The organism is Acidobacteriota bacterium (assembly GCA_022562055.1).
Classification (GTDB): domain Bacteria; phylum Actinomycetota; class Acidimicrobiia; order Spongiisociales; family UBA5794; genus BMS3BBIN02.
The window spans coordinates 1-17,933 of sequence record JADFQA010000016.1; the positions used below are offsets into that span (position 1 = coordinate 1).

Below are 17,933 nucleotides of genomic sequence, written 5' to 3' on the forward strand. Positions count from 1 at the left end.
AGGAGTTGCTGCTCGATATGTATCGGTTGATGAGCCTCAGCCGCTCGTTTGACCGTCGGGCGCTTTCGGCACAGCGCCAGGGCCGTCTCGGAACGTATGCGATGCTCGAAGGTCATGAGGCAGTGCAAATCGGTTCTGCTCTGGCTTTTGGCGAAAACGACTTCATCTACCCGGCGTACCGGCAGCACGGTGTGCAAATCGCCCGGGGTATGCCGCTCAGCGTGATCCTCGAATACTGGCGTGGCCTCCCGGCCGAGAGTTGGGACATCAAAGCGTACCGAATGATGTCCATCGCGATCCCTATTGCATCACAACTCCCCCAAGCCGTCGGGCATGCGTATGCGGCCCGGCTGCGCGGCGAGAACATTGTGACTGCCACGTACTTTGGTGACGGTGCAACATCAGAAACTGACTTCCATTCGGGTATGAACTTCGCCGGAGTGTGGAAGGCACCGACGGTCTTCATATGCGCAAACAATGCGTATGCCATCTCCGTCCCGTACGAAAAGCAGACGGCCTCAGAAACGATCGCCCAGAAGGCTGACGCCTACGGAATGCCCGGTGTCCGAGTTGACGGCATGGATGTCTTGGCGATGTACCACGCTACGCGCGAAGCGGTCGATCGCGCCAGACGCGGTGATGGTCCGACCCTCATCGAGGCCATGTGTTACCGCTACGGCGGGCATGCCACCGCCGACGATGCGAGGCTCTATCGCACCGAAGAGGAGGAAGAGTCGTGGGCACACCGCGATCCGCTACTACGACTCCGCCTCCACTTGGAGGCAAACGGTCTGTGGGACGCGGACCATCAGAAACTCGTCCTCGAAGAAGCCGAGGTCGCTTTCGACGAAGCAATGGCCGTGGTCGAGGCTACTGAAATCCCCCCGCGAGACGATGCCATTCGACACGCATATGCGGCCATCCCTTCACTGCTTCGCGATCAGATCAACGACTTGCAGCGACTTGCGGGTGAAGAGCCAACAGTTTTTACCGAGTCCGACATGTGGCAGGTTGGTGAGGACGACATACCTAGCGGCCCGACCAAGAGATGGACGATGGCCGAGTCGATCAACGCCGCCCTCCACCAGGGTATGGAGATCACCGACGACTCGGTGATCCTCGGCGAAGACATCGGAGTTGCGGGTGGAGTTTTCCGCATCACCGAGGGCCTCCAAGACAGGTTCGGTGAAGAGCGCGTCATCGACACGCCGCTCAACGAATCCGGCATCATCGGGACAGCCATCGGCATGGCGATCGAAGGCACCAAGGCCGTTGCCGAAATTCAGTTCGATGGGTTCGTATACCCAGCGTTCGACCAAATCGTGAGCCACCTGGGTCGCCTCAGGTTCCGGACGCGCGGAAAGGCAACCGCTGGGGTCGTCGTGCGGTTCCCGAGCGGGGCAGGCATAGGTGCCCACGAGCACCACTGCGACTCCCCAGAAGCATTCTTCACCCACGCACCCGGCCTCGTAGTGGTTTGCCCCTCGACGCCTACCGATGCCAAGGGACTCTTGGCCGCGGCGATCGAAAGCGACGATCCGGTGATCTTCCTCGAACCGAAGGTGCTCTATCGCGCTGGCCGAGAGGACGTTCCCGAACAGCACTTCACGCTGCCGCTCGGCCGCGCCAAGATCGCCCGTGCAGGGAATGATGTGACGCTCGTGACCTACGGGGCAATGGTGATCCAATCACTGAAAGCCGCGGAAGCCGTACACGACACGGGAGTCAGCGTTGAGATCATCGACCTGCGCACGTTGTATCCGTGGGACGTCGACACAGTCGTAACGAGCGTCACAAAGACAGGACGTCTTCTCGTCGTCCAGGAGCCACAGCGCACTTCTGGTGTGGCAGCGGAGGTCGCGGCCGAGATAGGACAACGCTGCGGTTACGTGCTCGAGGCACCGATCAGACGCCTCACCGGCACTGACGCACCATGGCCGCAGTTTGCAATCGAGGCGCACGCCCTCATCACCGCGACCCACATCGAGGCGGCCATCATCGAAACAGCGAATGCGTAGCAATGGCGTACGAGCTGTATCTACCGGATATTGGTGAAGGACTCACCGAAGCCGACATTGTTGAGTGGCACGTTCAAGTCGGCGACCCGGTTGCGGCTGAGCAACCGATCGTTGCCGTCGAAACTGCAAAGGCCGTTGTCGACATTCCATCACCCCGAAACGGAGTAATCCTCCACCACGGCGCAGACGAGGGCGCGACGCTGGCGGTCGGATCGCTACTCGTCGTCATCGGTGATGAAGGGGAAGAATGGAGACAGACCGATTCTCCGACATCCGACACGAGTTCCTCACCGACCCAGGCCGCCACAACCAGCTACGACAACGCGACCGCACTACCGGATCGGCGAGTGAAGGCGGTTCCTCTTATAAGAAAATTCGCCCGCGACCTTGGTGTAGACCTCGCAACGGTGGTAGCCACCGGCCCAGGTGGCCGGGTCACACGAGAAGACGTGAAGAGAGCGTCGTCACAAGCGGAGCCAACACGCTCCGGGATGTCATCTCGACTCTCGACGACACGGCGCACGATTGCAGCCAACATGCTTCGCTCGTGGAACGAAATCCCACATGTGACGGTATGGGGACCCGTGGACGGAACCGCCATGCTTGCCGCGATGCGCACGATCGGTGTACCCCTCGAAGCGCTTCTCATCGAAGCGGCACTCACCGCGTTGGAACAGTTCCCTGCAGTGAATGCTCTCTTTGATGGGCAACTGGTGACCACACCAGCCGACGTGAACATAGGTATCGCGGTCGACACCGAGGCCGGTCTCATGGTGCCAGTCATGAAGTCAGCGCAGACGCTGACCCGAGTCCAACGAGCCGCGGAAATCAATCGGCTTGCGGTAGGTGCAGAGGCACGCACGCTCACTATGGACGAACTCACCGGTGCCACATTCACGATATCGAATGTCGGTGCGGTCGGTGGTGGTTACGGAACACCAATCATCCCGCACGGCACCGTTGCCATTCTGTCGATCGGACAAGCGGTCCCCGACGTCATCGTTCGCGACAATGAGATCGTCATCGCTTCGGTGTTCCCCATGGCCTTGTCATTCGACCACCGCGTGCTCGACGGTGCCGTGTCCTCGAAGTTCTTCGCAGCGTTCTGCGAAGCGGTCCGCACATTCAGCCCGTGAGCTGAACGATTTTGGATCGGAGTCTGCTGCTCTCGCCATCGCTCGTCCCAACCCCAATCGCAGTCTCAAACTCTTTGATCGCTCCCTCGACGTTCCCGACTCTCGCCAGAAGTTCACCGCGAGCGGAGTGATACGGCGCGTAATCTTGTAGCGGTTCCGCAAGATTCACCATGGCGTCGAGACCACGCCGCTCTCCAAAGGCCATTGCAATCGCCACCGCTCTGTTGAGTTCGACAACCGGGGATGCCACCAATCCGATAAGACTGTCATAAAGTCCGACGATCTGAACCCAGTCTGTTTCGGCAAAAGACGGAGCCGTTGCGTGGACACCCGCGATTGCAGCCTGAACTTGATAGAGCCCGGGCTGCCCGCGCCTGAGTGCCGCTATCAGTCTGGCGTCCATCGCCTCGATTGTGACCGTGTGCCACAGCGATCTGTCCTGATCTTCAAGCAGCACCGGCGTGCCGTCCGAGTCGGTACGGGTGGCTCGTCTCGCGCGATGGAAACCCATCAGTGCGTTGAGACCAACAACCTCAGGCTCGTCCGGCATGAGCTGCTCGAGTAACTCGCCGAGGCGGATGGCTTCCAGACACAGATCGTCGCGCACATGGTTCCGACCGCTCAAAGCTGCATACCCCTCGTTGAAGATCAGATACAGGACACCCAAAACCGATGCCAACCTGTCGGGTAACTCATCGTCTCCCGGCACTCGGTACGGGATTGTGGCACTCTTAATCTTGCGTTTTGCGCGCACGATACGTTGGGCGATGGTCGTCTCTGAGACCACAAATCCGCGGGCTATTTCCGCTGTCGTGAGCCCACCAAGGGCCTTCACCGTCAACGCCACCTGCGCATCGATGCCAAGTGCCGGATGACAACAGGTGAAGATCAACTTCAGTTGATCGTCGCGCAACTGCGATTCGTCGAAGCTGAGCTCGTCCATCGGATCACCTCCGAGGCGGTCGAGCTGCTCGCGGTAGCCGAATGCGCGCTGCTTGACGCGGTAGTTGGCCGATCGTCGCAGCTTGTCGATCGCTTTACGTTTTGCGGTGGTCATCAACCACCCACCAGGGTTTGGCGGAAGTCCAGATTTCGGCCAAACGGTTAGTGCCGCCTCGCAGGCCTCCTGTACAGCTTCCTCGGCGATTCCGAAATCCCCTATCTGGCGGATGAGCGAAGAAACGACTCTCCCGTACTCGTCGCGAAAGATTTGCTCGATAGATAGTCGGTTTGACTCCGCCATGACTCTCCGGTCCCTCGCTGTGCTGAAGTGTGGATCGTGTCGTGCGTGGGCGCAAGGAAGCGTGGGTCCGACCGCGAGATACGCCGATCCCTATTGTTCGATCGTCGTCCAATCGAAGATCGGGCGAACCTCAACCGAGCCGTGCCACGATCCCGGCAGTCGGGCAGCTACCTTGAGGGCAGCGTCAAGATCAGGCACATCGATGAGATAGAAGCCACCGAGCACTTCCTTCGTTTCCGCAAACGGACCGTCGGTCATCAGGGCCTCGTCGTTGCGCACCCTCACCGTTGTCGCGGTTTCGACACCATCGAGCGCTTCTGCAGCAACGAGGATTCCCTCCGCTGTGATTGCCTCGGTGAACTCGTTGTACGCCGCCAACATCGCAGCGCCTTCGTCGCCCGGCTGCGGATCATTGGCCGGCTCTGAGTAAATCAACAACAAGTATTTCATGGTTTCTCCCTATGAATCGGACGCTGTCACTACAACCCACGACCGACACTAAGTGAAATCGACACACGAAGATGACCCCGAGCTACCCCCCTTGACAACGTCGAGGGGGGTTAGCTTGGTGGGCGTCGATACGAGTAGGGTCGTCGGGGAGTAGCAACCGGAGATTCTGCAGCTGATCGACGTTCCTAACCTCGGGGCCAGCGTAGGAGAATAAGATGAATCCGAAAAGAGTACTGACCGTCGTATTGGTCGGAACGGGCATAGTTGTGGCCAGCGCAGTCGGTGCGGGAGCATCGTTTAGCGGTGAGGCACCTGAGCCCGAGGGATTCCCGGAAGAGATAGTTATCGGAGAGTCACGGTTCGTTGCCGAGGAAGAACGGGGCTATGACTTCATCATTCCTCAAGCCCTCACCGTCGACGAACCACCTCCAGCGACAAACACGCTGGCGGAGTTGGAGGTGGCGTTGGGGATCACAGACCTGCGCCTCATTACTTCTGGCACCGAGATGATGACGCCCGACCACCGGCGCGAGGAGTCAATGTACCTGACGCCTGACGGCGGAGTCCTCACGGTCTGGTGGCAGCAGGTTGACCCAACATGGGACGTGATGGGCAGAGACATCTTCCTTGAAGGATGGCCCGACGGGGTTGAAGCAACGATCAGCGTACAAAGCGGACACATTCAGGTCGTGTTCTCAGATGGCCGCATACACGGCTCCGTCGTTATCGAAAAGAACTTCAACGATGCGTATGCTCGACCGAGTCTGTCAGCACAGGAGACGATCGACCTGGCGCTGGCCGCATACGCGTCGCTGACCGAAGGAAAATAGCCAAACACGCACTTCGGGTCTACTCTCGGCTGAAATCGAGGGCAGACCCGTAGTCGCGCCACGACTACCTCGCCCACACCGTGAGCCGAGAAGCGGGGTGCAGGTTGTTGAGGCTGTATTCTTCGTCGCATGACCGCATTTATGCCACCGACCGACGATATCAAGTTCGTGCTTGACTCGATTGCGGACATCAAGATGCTGTCTTCCCTCGACGGCTTCGAGCACATCGACACCGACACGGTGCACACCGTTATCGATGAGGCGGCCCGATTTATGGCCGATGTCGTTGCGCCGACGAATCGGGTCGGTGACCTCGTGGGTGCGGTCCACGAAGCCGACGGCAGTGTCACGATGCCTCCAGAGTTTCACAAGGCGTGGCGGCAGTACGTCGATGCCGGTTGGAATGCGGTCAAGTGCAACCCCGAATATGGTGGCCACGGGTTTCCGACTGCTGTCGGCACCGCTGTGCAAGAGATGCTCACCAGCGCAAACATGGCGTTTTCGTTGTGCCCAATGCTCACGGCATCAGCGATCCTCGCCATCGACGCTCACGGCACCGACGAGCAGAAGGGAACGTTTCTAGCGAATCTCATTTCGGGTCATTGGACCGGAACGATGGTCCTCACCGAATCCGGGGCGGGAAGCGATGTAGGCGCCTTGCGCGCAAAGGCGACACCAAACGCCGACGGCACGTGGAGCATCACCGGGACAAAGATTTTCATTACGTGGGGCGATCACGATATGGCTGAGAACATCATCCATCTCGTGTTGGCCAGGGTGCCAGACTCGCCGCCGGGGACGAAGGGCATCTCGCTGTTCATCGTTCCGAAATTCTTGGTCAACAAGGATGGAAGCATCGGCGACAGCAACAACGTCACCGCGGTGTCCGTCGAGCACAAACTCGGCATCCACGGCAGCCCAACGTGTGTGATGTCGTACGAAAACTCAATCGGCTACCTGATTGGTGAAGAGAATCAAGGCATGCGGTACATGTTCACAATGATGAACGACGCCAGGCTGCATGTCGGCATCGAAGGGCTTGGTGTTGCGGAACGCTCCTATCAGCAGGCGTTGGCATACGCACAAGAACGCAGACAGGGTCGGGCGATCGATGCGCCAAGCGGCGAGTCGTCACCGATCATCGATCATCCCGACGTTCGTCACATGCTGTTGCAGATGAAGACCCGCATCGAAGCGATGCGAGGACTCATGTACGCCAATGCCGCAGCCCTCGACGTAGCGAAACATCACCGCGATGAAACGACGAGGAACACTGCGGCCGAGCGCGCATCCCTGCTCACGCCGCTCTCCAAGGGATGGGGAACCGACCAAGGTGTGTTTATCGCCTCGTTGGGCATCCAAATCCATGGCGGCGCGGGATTCATTGAAGAGGCAGGTGCGGCCCAGCACTACCGCGACGTGCGCATTGCGCCCATCTACGAGGGAACCAACGGGATCCAAGCCATCGATCTCGTGATGCGCAAACTCTCAACGGGTGGAGGGGATGTCATAGCAAGCTACGTCGCTGAGATGCAGGCAACCGCCGACGCTGCGGCCGAACTACTACCCGCCGCGTCGATGTTCCTCACACAGGCATTGACCGCCGTAAAGACATCGGTGAACTGGCTCGTCGAACAAAGGGACCGCAATGATGCCCTGGCTGGTGCGACAACGTTTCTCGAACTGCTCGGGTCGACGGCGGGCGGCTACTACCTCGTGCGCCTCGCCATCGCCGCGAGCGGCGCTGGGCGTGAGGACGCCGAGTTGCGAGTTCAGCGGGCCGATTTCTATGCCAAGGACGTACTCGCTCGTGCCGCGGGGCTGGTGCCTTCAATCACAGCCGGTGTTGCGACACTCGACGGTCTCGGTGTCTAGACGCTCAATCGAACCGTCTGCCGCATCCGAAGATTCTTGACCACCAACGTGACAAAAAAGATTGCCACGGCCAGTGCTGCAATTGTGGCACCTCCGGCGGTGTCGGCGTGATAGCTGATGACCAGGCCTCCAACCACAGCCCCGCTGGCTATCAATGATGACAAGACCATCATGACTGGGACCCTGCGAGCGATCAGCGACGCCGTAGCGGGCGGCGCTACCAACAAGCCGAACACGAGCAGCGACCCAACCATCTCGAACGACGTAATAACCGCGATCGTGACCAGCGACATCATCACGAAATGGGTCGATTTCGGGGACAGGCCGAGCACGTGTGCTTTCTCTTCGTTGAAAGCCAGCACCAGCAGTGGGCGATAGAAAACCAGCGCCACAACAAGAGTCACGACGAGAGCAGCTGCCTGCACGACAACGTCGCGTTGGGTCACGCCAAGAATCGACCCAAACAAAATTGCGATCGGATCGACAGTGATGCTGTTGCTTTTCGATATGAGGATCATGCCGGCGGCGAGCATTCCAACGAACAGCAGACCAATTGCGGTGTCCTCAGACAGCCGGGACGAACGGTGAATCCACGAGATGCTGGCAATCATCATCCCGGCGGCGACCGCACCACCAAGCAACGGGTTGAACCCCATGATTAGCGCCCCGGCTACACCAGGAAGAATTCCGTGGGCCAGGGCATCGCCGATAAAAGCCATGCCGCGCAGCACCACCCAGGTTCCAACCACGGATGTGGTAATGGCAGCCATGATGCCAACCACCAGGGCTCGCTGTAGAAGCGCCGTTTCGAATGGTTCGAGTAACCAGTCCATGTGGTGACGTTACCTGCTTAGTCCCTCGACGATGAGGCTGGCGTTGGCCAGCATCATCGATCGATACGTGTCAGCCACGCTGCCCGGTGGCCCCAACGCACCCGTGTACAACTCGACGATGTCGACGTTTCGACCGAGATCGTCTACGACCACCTGTAAAACGTCAGAGCGCGCCGTGGTTTCGGCAAACACCGCTGAAACACCGTGTTCCTCGATCTGAGCGACAAGGTTCTTAATATCGCGCGCACTTGGATCAGCCGTGGTTGTCGCCGCCGGAATCACAGTCGCCACAACCTCGAAACCGTACCGGTCAGCGAACGCTCCGAGCGCCTCGTGATTGGAGATCAGAACTCGTTTCTCCAGAGGCAACTCATCAACAATCGCCAGCAACTCCTCATGCAGGCTGAGCAGCTCACCCTCGACGTCTTGTGCTCGGTCCGCCCACATGGCCGCCCGATCGGGGTCCAACGCGCCGAGGATCCTGCCCAGAATGGAAACCGCTTCGCTCATGCGTACCGGATCCAGCCACACATGGGGGTCTAACGAGCCAGGTTCTCCACCGTTTTTGTTCTGAGGGCCGTCGTGCGGGTTAGCTCTCGCAAGTGGTTCGACAGTGGTCGCCACTTCGAACACAGCCGCACCCTCGTTTTCGGCTGCGTCGACAATGTCGAGAAGCCCCTCTTCGAGACCGAGGCCGTTGATCACGATGAGGTCGGCCGCCTGCATCCGTGCTGCATCAGCAGCGGACGGCGCGAACGAATGGGGGTCCTGACCCGGTGCCATCAGAATCAGAACGTCGACATCGGGCACGTTTGCAACGACTTGGCTCACCAAATCCCCCAGCACTGACGTTGTGACGACTATCGAGAGTCCGACATCTTGGTCCGTTGCATCCGATGCTCCGCAGGCCGATGCAACGAGAGCGAGACCAAGCAGACCGATCAACGGTCGCTTCCCCAATCGGTGGATTGTCGAAACCTTCATGTCCTACTTTGCGGTAGTAAATGAGAATGACTATCATTATATTATATGCAGACGATACCGTTGACCGAACTACACGCTCGGGTGAAGAACCACCTTGCCGACAACGGTGTGCGATACACCGTCGGACGTCAGAAGTTCATTGCAGCACTGCATGCAGCAGGGGGTCCGAGGTCGGCCACCCGGCTTCACACCGCAGAGCTCGGCGACGTGCCACTGTCCTCGTTGTACCGAACGCTCGCCGTGCTTGAGGAGGTCGGAATTCTCGAACGCAGCCACGACGGAGACGGTGTTGCGGTATTCGAGCTCGGCGAGTGGCTTCTCGGACATCACCACCACCTAATCTGCACTGCATGCGATCTAGTGTTCGACATCGATCTCGGTGAGGAGTTCGAAGACGCGGTGTCGGATATCAGCACCAAGGTTGCACAAGACAATGGCTACACGATGACGGGCCATCGTCTTGATGTTCTCGGGCTATGCGCGGACTGCGCATGACCGCAATCGTCGCGGAACGCGTAACGCTCGCTTACGGGACGACGGTCGCGGTGAAAGACGTGACGTTTGTGATCCCGAAACAGCAACTCACGGCGATCATTGGGCCGAACGGGTCAGGAAAATCTACCATCCTCAACGGGATCTGCGGTATTGCAACGCTGATCAGCGGAACGATAGAAATAGATGGAAAGCCCGCGTCTGCCAATCTCGAGTCGATCGCCTACGTACTTCAGGCCGGTCGCATCAACGAAACAATGCCGGTGACAGTGGCCGAGGTCATCGCGATGGCGCGCTACGGCCGACTCGGCAAATTCGGTCGACTCCGCTCACGGGACAGAGATATCTGCCGCGAGGCTGCAGACCGGATGAACGTCTTGGAGTTCGCAGACAAACACATCCGCGAACTCTCCGGGGGACAGCGCCAACGCGTGTTTGTCGCACAGGGCCTGGCACAGGACGCCGATATTCTTCTGATGGACGAACCGTCAAACGCTCTCGACATCCTTTCGCGCCAGCTCATCGAAAACGCCATGGTGGAAGAGGTCCGTGGCGGTCGGACTGTTGCGTTCACCACCCACGACCTCAGCGACGCCACGACGGCGGACCATGTGATCCTGATGTCGGGAACCGTAGAACGACAAGGCCCGCCCGCGGAGGTTCTCGACGCCGATGTCCTAGCGAAAGCATACGGAATTGCGGTCGTGAGTCTAGAGGACAGCGGAGTTTTGATGGATGGTCATGGCCACCTTGAGGAGAAAAGACACATCCATTTTGATCGCTCGGGCCACGCTGGTCATGAACAGTAAACTCAGACCAGCGACGGGGCTGCGCAAAGCCACGACCATTGCCGGTCGGGTTGGCCGAGACGTCCAACGTGACCACATGTCGATGATCGCCGCGGCCCTTGCGTACTCGGCCACTCTCGCCCTGTTCCCAACGTTGATCGCGGCTATCTCGACCTACGGCATCTTCCTATCGCCAGAGAAGGCAGCGAATGACATCGCATCGATTTCTCGGGCACTGCCGGCCCCGGTCGCGGAGATCATTTCGACACAGATCGCTGACCTTGCCCAGACATCAGCCTCGGGTCTTACGGTCGGCGCAATTGTGTCGATCGCCGTTGCGCTGTGGACGGCGTCGGGTGGTGTTCGCTCGCTCATGCGGGGGATCAACATTGCTTACGGAACAGACGAGACTCGGCCATATGTCGTGGTCCGTCTCATCTCTTTCGGCGTCACGATCGGACTCGTCGTCGGCGCCACCGTGGTGATGGGCGCGGCGACGCTGGTACTTCCACTTTTGGATGCGCTCGACATTCCGCAAGGTGCACAAGACATCGTCGCGATTCTTCGGTGGCCGTTCATCGGCTTCGTTATCTTGTTCGGCCTCGGTGCCCTCTACCGGTGGGCACCCGCAAAGGTACCCACCCGGTCGAAACTGTTGAGTCCTGGCGCCTTCATCGCCACCGTCGGACTCGTCGTCACCACCCAAGCATTTAGCGTCTACGTCGCACAGATCGGTTCCCTCAACCAGACGTACGGTGCATTGGGTGGCGTGATTGGGCTGATGTTGTGGTTCTTTCTGTCCGGGTTTGTCATTCTGCTCGGGGCCGAGATCAACGACGCTCTGCTAAACCCCGACAGCTAGCCCGCCAACAACTCCCCCGTGCTGCTGGCTAGATCTCCGCCGCGTTGAACGAAACGTTGAACCGCCGGCACCAGATGGCGACCGTTTCGTACTTGCTCAGATCCGTCCCAGCCGGGATCTCGTAGTTCTGGTTGCCCTTGTTGCCCTTGAGATCTCCCAGATCAAGAAAGTCTCCGTCGTCGTAAGCGCCGGCACCTCCGGTGATCGGAGACGGCGAAAGAATCACCCGCAGATCGGGACCGTTGAACACATCGAGGTTTTCGAAGCGGAGGATGTACGAACCGTCTTCGAGTTCGACGATCTGAGCGGTCCCACTCCCCTCGTGAGCAAGCCCAATGAACTCACCAACCGGGAAGGCCGCTCCGCTATCGATGGAGACGGCATCCTCGGCGACCGACGCCACCGTCGCAAGAGTCGGCGCTTGTGTCGAATCGGATTCTGTCACCACCGAAGTCGTTGTAGGTACCGTCGTCGTCGTAGGTACCGGCGTCGGGCTCGCCGCGACAGGTGGCAGGGTGTCGTCGACGGTCGTATTTAGAAACAGTGTCTGTGGCTCAAACCACACCACCACCGCCACCAAAAGAAGGACTACGGCTCCCACCGCAGTAAGCTTTGCGCGTGTTGAATCAAACATCTTGGCACTCCCATTAGTTCTCGGTCTTCCATACAGTCAACGACCGGGTTCACGTCTTGATTTCAGAACAAACAATGAACAGCCGATAGCCTTGTCATCTCGTGGATCGAGATACACGTACGCACCTCCGTGCCAGCGGACCATGATTGAGAAATCCGTTGGCCAACTCAATCAGGAACCGCACAAATAACCATGACCCAGACAACCGTTACATTCGGCGATCTGGGCGTCCACCCTGCCTTGGTCGACGCCCTTGCCAAACAACAGATTACTTCACCGTTTGCAATCCAGACGCTCACGCTCCCAGACGCCATGCAAGGTCTCGACGTGTGCGGAAAAGCTCAAACCGGCTCGGGAAAGACGCTGGCATTCTGCCTCCCGATCTTGACCAACATTTCTAAGGCAGAGTCCAAAAGACCGACCGCATTGGTCCTCGTCCCAACGAGAGAACTCGCCGGGCAGGTTGTCGATACGATCAGACCCCTAGCCAGGGCCAGGGATCTGTGGGTGACCGCGGTGTACGGCGGCACATCCATGGACAAGCAAATCTCGGAGATTACCGAGGGCACAGATGTCATCATCGCGACGCCCGGCCGGCTCATCGATCTCATCGAGCGCAAGCAAGTCTTTCTCGACAAGGTCGAAATTGTCGCAATCGATGAGGCTGACCAGATGGCAGACATGGGATTCCTTCCCCAGGTCCGTCGCATCCTCAGAGAAGTGACGGGGCCCCACCAGACAATGCTGTTCTCCGCAACTCTCGACGGTCAAGTCGCCTCACTAATAAAACAATACATGCAAGATCCCATCAACCACGAGGTGCAGACAGCGTCGGAAATAGTTGAGTCTTTGGAGCATCGGTTCCTCAAGGTCCACTACATGGATAAAACCAAAACGGTCGCGGCGATCGCAGAAACCGCAAATCGGGTACTTGTCTTCGTCCGTACTAAACACATGTGCGACAGAGTCACCAAAGATCTACAAGACCTGGGCGTTGAAGCCCGCGCTATCCACGGCGACCTCCCCCAACCGAAACGGGAGAGGGCGCTCAAGGCATTTATGGACGGCAAGGCCACCGTGCTGGTTGGCACAAACGTCGCCGCCCGCGGCCTGCACATCGATGGCGTGGATATAGTCGTGCATTTTGACCCTCCCGACGATCCGAAGATGTACCTTCACCGCAGCGGTCGGACCGCAAGAGCGGGCGAGAGCGGCCTCGCCGTCACCCTTGTTGAGTGGGATCAGGTCAACGAGGTACTTGGCATCCAGCGCGAAGCCGGACTAAACATCCCGATCACGAAGATGTTCTCAAATGACCCGAGGCTGCGGAATCTTATGATGTGGCAGCCCGATCCAGACGACGCGCCCTTCCGTCTCGCTGGAACCGGTGGCACTCGCAACCTGTCAGGGCGCCGTCGACGGCGCCGGATGTAAGCGCACGGCAAGCAGCCGACCCGTCCCTCTAGAGGAGATCATTCCAATGGCCAAGCAGTACGACAGCGCCCCAGAGCTCACCATCGATCTCGCCACGAGCTACACCGCCCTGCTTGAGACCAACCACGGCCCAATCACAATCGAATTCGACCCAGTGACTTCCCCAATGGCTGTAAACAATTTTGTGTTCCTCGCACGAGAAGGTTTCTACGATGGGGCGATCTTCCACCGTGTGGTACCAGGTTTCGTCATTCAGGGTGGAGATCCGACGGGCAACGGCACCGGCGGACCCGGATATCGTTTCCGAGACGAACTAGAGGGCAGCGGCGACTACTCGCGGGGTACGGTTGCTATGGCAAACTCGGGGCCGAACACCAACGGTTCGCAGTTCTTCATATGTCTTGGCAACGTCGGACTACCACACACCTACACGATCTTTGGCACCGTCACCGATGGAATGGAAGCCGTCGACTCCATCGCCTCCGCACCACGCAAGGGCGAACGCCCTAAAGAGGACTGCGCCATCATTTCGGTGACAGTCACGGAAAGCCAAACGACTAAGGAAAGCTGAACCGATCGAAGGCAGCGAAAGACGCTCCGGTCGCGTTGCCGCAGACATCAGTTGGCGACGACCGCCGTCAAGAAGCGCGCTGGCGCCGATCGCGGTCACGAATCCGGCGGCGCAGACGCCGACGGTCTGGTCCCGTCATTCCGCCCCACACGCCGTCAGTCTGGTTGGTCTCGATTGCGTAATCGAGGCATGCTTGTTTCACCGGACAACCCGCACACACCTTTAGGGCAGGCGCAGTAAGTGTTTCCTCTTCGCCCGCAGGAAAGAACAGACTGAGGTCCGCGCCGTTGCACGCAGCATGTTGGCGCCAGCCCTCGATCGGCTCGAGTTCTGGGTCGGTGAGTGGCATAACCATGCGTGCATCCTCCTGTCATGAAAGGTTCAAACCCTATTTTGACATCGTACGCGGCATTTCGCAAGTGTTTCCTTTGCAAATCGACACGTTACGCCTCGGACAACGCTCGGAGTCGGCGATTTTCGGGTTCGACCCGACAAACATGAGAACACCCCTGACCGCTCCTGACTGCGATTCACAGCAACGACAAGGTTATCCTGCGCGCATGATCAATGCCTTTCGTCACGGAAACCGACGCAGCATCGAATCCGATGAATCCGCGCGGGCGCTGTTGCAGAGTCACCACGCGCACCTGGCAAGCCCTCAGCTCTGATGAGCCCCAAACTGACGCCGTTCAACAAGATTACGCCGGATCCGTCAAGGTGGGGTGCCCTTGCGGGTAGCCTCTCCGCCCTTACAGCCATTGGTGCATCGGTACCTCCGGGGTTTGTAATGCCCGCCGCCGCGGTCCGCCGATTCCTCAAGAGCGGAGAGCTTGACGGGTTCGTCGTTGAGGAGCTTCCATACGCAATCGAGGTCATCAACCAAGAGATGTCAGTAATCACGGGTGATGGCAACCGACCTCTCCTGCTCGCGGTACGCGCGAGCACACCAGTGCCGATGCCGGGTCGGATGGACACCATGGTGAACGTTGGAATGACGCCCGACGTGCGCTTGCAATTGGACGAGTGGGCTGGCGAGCTCCAAGCAGCCCACCTCTGGCTGAACTTTGTTTCTGACTACGCACGCACGGTACGAAGGGTCAGCGCAGCCCGTATTGCAAACATTACGGCGATGATTCCAGAATCCCCAAGGGCCGAAATGCTCAACGCTGCCGCCGAACAGATAGCGCTGGCGATTGCCGACGAGACACAGCGGTCGCTCCCCACCGATGCTGTGCACCAAACCATTGAGGCCATCGAAGCGGTCTGCGCCTCGTGGCAACGAGCGCCCGCGCGCGCGTTTCGGACCGGGCACGGCCTTGACGATGACATCTCACCTGCGGTCCTTGTCCACGCGATGGTTCTCCCGAAGGGAAAAAACGGTGGTGTCGGAGTGTCGTTCTCACGCTCACCGACCACGGGTAAACCGGTGGTAACCGGCGGATTCGATCCGACAGGTCTGCTGCCCACAGACGGCCCCGTTTGGAAACCACTCGAAGACTCGACGTTGCGCTCGACACCACAGTTTGCGACGTTGGCACGTGTGTTGGGCATGATGGAGAAGAAAGTCGGCGCAATCGTCCGCGTCGACTTCGTCACGGAAGATGAAACGTTGTGGTGTCTCGAAGCTCGCCCCGCTGAGCTGACCGCGGCCGCATCGATTCGCGCCGCGGTCAACCTCGTGGAGGAAGGCATTGTCGGCGAGGAGCAGGCGCTACTCAACGTTGACCCGGATGATCTCGAGACAGTAACGACAGCACGCATTACCCAACACACAGCCGTCGCGCTCACGCGAGGCAGTGGCGCGGCCCCAGGCGCGGCTGCGGGGGTCGTATGCCTCGACGCCGCGGCTGTTGAGCATGCAGTAGAGAAAGGCATCCCCGCAATCCTCGTCACGCGGGAAATGCGACCAGAGGACATGGTCTGCCTCAGCTCAGCCGCGGGGGTGCTCGCCGACCGCGGCGGAAAGGCGTCGCATGCGGCACTGGTGACCCGCGGGATCGGAACACCAGCAGTAATTGGCGCGTCGGACATGTTCATCAACTTGCACCAGCGCACGGTAAGCCTCGGAGACACCGTTCTCGCCGAAGGCGACTGGATCACATTGGACGGCACCTCGGGTGCAGTCTTTCCAGGTGCGCTCACGCTCGAGTCGCCGGCCGTACCCGCGGAGATCTCAACGCTGTTGACGTGGGCAGACAAGTATCGGCAGCTCGAGGTGTGGGGAAACGTTGACGATTCGCAAGCGGCTGCGCACGTTCGAGCCGCTCACGGAGAGGGCATCGGTTTGGCGCGAACCGAGTACATGTTTTCGTCTGGCGATCGCCTCTCAATCGTCCGGCAGGTTCTCACTGCTGATGATCCCCGCACACACTCAACTGCCCTCGGAGAACTGGAACGGGCACAAATCGGAGACTTCGAACTACTGCTGGCATCAATGGACGGGAAACCGGTCGTCGTCCGTCTGCTCGACCCTCCGCTTCACGAGTTCCTCCCAAGTCGGGAATCAGTCCGACGAGACATTCGAATCACAGAAGAACAGGGCCTGGACGCGGACCATCTGAAACGTCTCGAACGCGCGGTTTCTCGCTACGAAGAGTCGAACCCGATGCTCGGCCTGCGCGGAGTCCGCCTCGCCATCGTCATTCCCGAGATCTACCGCGTTCAGGTTCTCGCCGCACTTGAGGCCGTCCGCAGGCGGCTCGATGCGGGCGGACAACCTCAGCTCCACATCATGGTCCCGCTAGTCGGCTCGGTGGAGGAACTCACGGTTGTTCGAGACATGATCGAGGAAGAGGTTCACCAGGCCGGACGACTGCTCGAAGTGAAAATCGGCACAATGATTGAGCTGCCGCGGGCTGCTCTCGTCGCTGATGCAATTGCCCTGCAGAGCGATTTCTTCTCTTTCGGCACGAACGACCTGACCCAAACGACCTTGGGAATCAGCAGGGATGATGCTGAGGAGGCGTTTCTGAGAACATACATCGACCAGGGGCTACTTGCCGCAAACCCGTTTCAGACACTCGACATCGATGGTGTCGGCCAACTGATGAGCATGGCGATCAACAAGGCGAGAGGTGTCAATCCGTCTATCCAGATCGGCGTCTGCGGAGAGCACGGCGGTGATACCGCATCGATCGCTTTCTTTCACGACATCGGAGTGGATTACGTGTCGTGCAGCGTCCCGCGCATAGCGTCAGCCCGGCTCGCCGCGGCCCAGGCAGCGATCAACAACCCGCGGTAACCAGACAACGCGACACCAACACAAGGTACCGGCTCTCAGCCGCGGTTGCGGTCACGTTACAGCCGGCCAGGGCGGATTCTCGGACCCAACCCGGTACCCGACGTTCGTACGGTCATCTCGGCAATGACCAGCCTCACCACCTCGGGTCGGCCAGGTACCAGTTCGGGAACCCCCCACGACACAGCGACACCGTCTGTGCGGTATTTCTCGAGAAGTAACTGGGTCGCGTCGGTGACCTCGTTTGCGTCCTCAACAACTGCTACCGAGCCAGACACAACGACTGAGTCCCAATCTTGACCGCCCTCTCGATATGACACGACCTCAAAACTGATCTCGGGGTTCACCTTGATGGCGCTTAGCCGTCTCCCAGGAAACATGCGCATGTATATCGACCCGCGGTCGAACACAAACGAGATAGGGGTCACATACGGGCGGCCGTCAGCAATTACTGCTATGTGGCCGACCTCTGCCCGCTGTAGCACCGAGGTAGCGTGATCCTCCGAGATATCTTCCATCCCAAGACGTTAGCGGAGGCGGGTCGG

General features: G+C 59.3%; 17 protein-coding genes. 10 read left to right on the top strand and 7 right to left on the bottom strand.

What is annotated here, in order from left to right:
* Together pdhA and IIC71_07060 are read left to right on the top strand one after the other, a co-directional pair.
* Nucleotides 1-2,018 (top strand): pyruvate dehydrogenase (acetyl-transferring) E1 component subunit alpha (gene pdhA / locus IIC71_07055; protein ID MCH7668943.1); only part of this gene is annotated, 2,018 nt, incomplete at its 5' end.
* A 2-nt stretch (nt 2,019-2,020) separates the two neighbouring features.
* A complete protein-coding gene (locus IIC71_07060; GenBank protein MCH7668944.1) occupies nt 2,021-3,154 on the top strand; it encodes a 2-oxo acid dehydrogenase subunit E2 in 1,134 nt (377 codons plus the stop codon).
* Here the strand turns inward: IIC71_07060 and IIC71_07065 are convergent.
* Together IIC71_07065 and IIC71_07070 are read right to left on the bottom strand one after the other, a co-directional pair.
* Nucleotides 3,144-4,397 carry an RNA polymerase sigma factor gene (locus IIC71_07065; GenBank protein ID MCH7668945.1) on the bottom strand — a complete coding sequence of 418 codons (1,254 nt, stop codon included), beginning with the start codon at nt 4,395-4,397 and terminating at the stop codon, nt 3,144-3,146. The genes IIC71_07060 and IIC71_07065 overlap by 11 nt on opposite strands.
* Nucleotides 4,398-4,487: 90 nt before the next feature.
* Complete coding sequence (locus tag IIC71_07070; protein ID MCH7668946.1) at nt 4,488-4,847, bottom strand: YciI family protein; 360 nt, start codon at nt 4,845-4,847, stop codon at nt 4,488-4,490.
* A gap of 215 nt (nt 4,848-5,062) precedes the next feature.
* Between IIC71_07070 and IIC71_07075 the strand changes: the two genes are divergently transcribed.
* Nucleotides 5,063-5,677 (top strand): hypothetical protein, encoded by a 615-nt coding sequence (locus IIC71_07075; protein MCH7668947.1) that lies wholly within the window; start codon nt 5,063-5,065, stop codon nt 5,675-5,677.
* A 129-nt stretch (nt 5,678-5,806) separates the two neighbouring features.
* Nucleotides 5,807-7,552 (top strand): acyl-CoA dehydrogenase, encoded by a 1,746-nt coding sequence (locus IIC71_07080; GenBank protein ID MCH7668948.1) that lies wholly within the window; start codon nt 5,807-5,809, stop codon nt 7,550-7,552.
* Here IIC71_07080 and IIC71_07085 read toward each other — a convergent pair.
* Together IIC71_07085 and IIC71_07090 are read right to left on the bottom strand one after the other, a co-directional pair.
* Nucleotides 7,549-8,385: a metal ABC transporter permease gene (locus tag IIC71_07085; GenBank protein MCH7668949.1), complete on the bottom strand. Its 837-nt coding sequence runs from the start codon at nt 8,383-8,385 to the stop codon at nt 7,549-7,551. The two genes, IIC71_07080 and IIC71_07085, sit on opposite strands and share 4 nt — an antisense overlap.
* A 9-nt stretch (nt 8,386-8,394) precedes the next feature.
* Nucleotides 8,395-9,369 (bottom strand): metal ABC transporter substrate-binding protein, encoded by a 975-nt coding sequence (locus tag IIC71_07090; protein MCH7668950.1) that lies wholly within the window; start codon nt 9,367-9,369, stop codon nt 8,395-8,397.
* A 45-nt stretch (nt 9,370-9,414) separates the two neighbouring features.
* Between IIC71_07090 and IIC71_07095 the strand changes: the two genes are divergently transcribed.
* Genes IIC71_07095 through IIC71_07105 form a run of 3 tightly spaced genes read left to right on the top strand, consistent with a single transcriptional unit; the run spans nt 9,415 to nt 11,511 of the window.
* Nucleotides 9,415-9,864 (top strand): transcriptional repressor, encoded by a 450-nt coding sequence (locus IIC71_07095; protein MCH7668951.1) that lies wholly within the window; start codon nt 9,415-9,417, stop codon nt 9,862-9,864.
* Nucleotides 9,861-10,670, top strand: coding sequence for a metal ABC transporter ATP-binding protein (locus IIC71_07100; GenBank protein ID MCH7668952.1), 810 nt, complete (start codon nt 9,861-9,863; stop codon nt 10,668-10,670). Before IIC71_07095 ends, IIC71_07100 begins: the two co-directional genes overlap by 4 nt.
* Entirely contained in the window at nt 10,660-11,511 is an 852-nt protein-coding gene (locus tag IIC71_07105) for a YihY/virulence factor BrkB family protein (protein ID MCH7668953.1), read from the top strand. The genes IIC71_07100 and IIC71_07105 overlap by 11 nt, the downstream gene beginning before the upstream one ends.
* A 28-nt stretch (nt 11,512-11,539) precedes the next feature.
* Here IIC71_07105 and IIC71_07110 read toward each other — a convergent pair whose 3' ends face one another.
* Entirely contained in the window at nt 11,540-12,145 is a 606-nt protein-coding gene (locus tag IIC71_07110; protein MCH7668954.1) for a DM13 domain-containing protein, read from the bottom strand.
* Between the two features lie 192 nt (nt 12,146-12,337).
* On the opposite strand from IIC71_07110, the gene IIC71_07115 reads away from it, so the two are divergent.
* Nucleotides 12,338-13,579 (top strand): DEAD/DEAH box helicase, encoded by a 1,242-nt coding sequence (locus IIC71_07115; protein MCH7668955.1) that lies wholly within the window; start codon nt 12,338-12,340, stop codon nt 13,577-13,579.
* Nucleotides 13,580-13,625: 46 nt separating this feature from the next.
* Nucleotides 13,626-14,150, top strand: a complete 525-nt coding sequence (locus IIC71_07120) for a peptidylprolyl isomerase (GenBank protein ID MCH7668956.1) — start codon at nt 13,626-13,628, stop codon at nt 14,148-14,150.
* A 67-nt stretch (nt 14,151-14,217) separates the two neighbouring features.
* Here the strand turns inward: IIC71_07120 and IIC71_07125 are convergent, their stop codons facing one another.
* Nucleotides 14,218-14,469: a WhiB family transcriptional regulator gene (locus IIC71_07125; GenBank protein ID MCH7668957.1), complete on the bottom strand. Its 252-nt coding sequence runs from the start codon at nt 14,467-14,469 to the stop codon at nt 14,218-14,220.
* Between the two features lie 348 nt (nt 14,470-14,817).
* Here IIC71_07125 and IIC71_07130 point away from each other — a divergent pair, with 348 nt between their 5' ends.
* Complete coding sequence (locus IIC71_07130; GenBank protein MCH7668958.1) at nt 14,818-17,391, top strand: pyruvate, phosphate dikinase; 2,574 nt, start codon at nt 14,818-14,820, stop codon at nt 17,389-17,391.
* A 56-nt stretch (nt 17,392-17,447) separates the two neighbouring features.
* Here IIC71_07130 and IIC71_07135 read toward each other — a convergent pair whose 3' ends face one another.
* Entirely contained in the window at nt 17,448-17,906 is a 459-nt protein-coding gene (locus IIC71_07135) for a pyridoxamine 5'-phosphate oxidase family protein (protein ID MCH7668959.1), read from the bottom strand.
* Between the last annotated feature and the right edge of the window lie 27 nt (nt 17,907-17,933).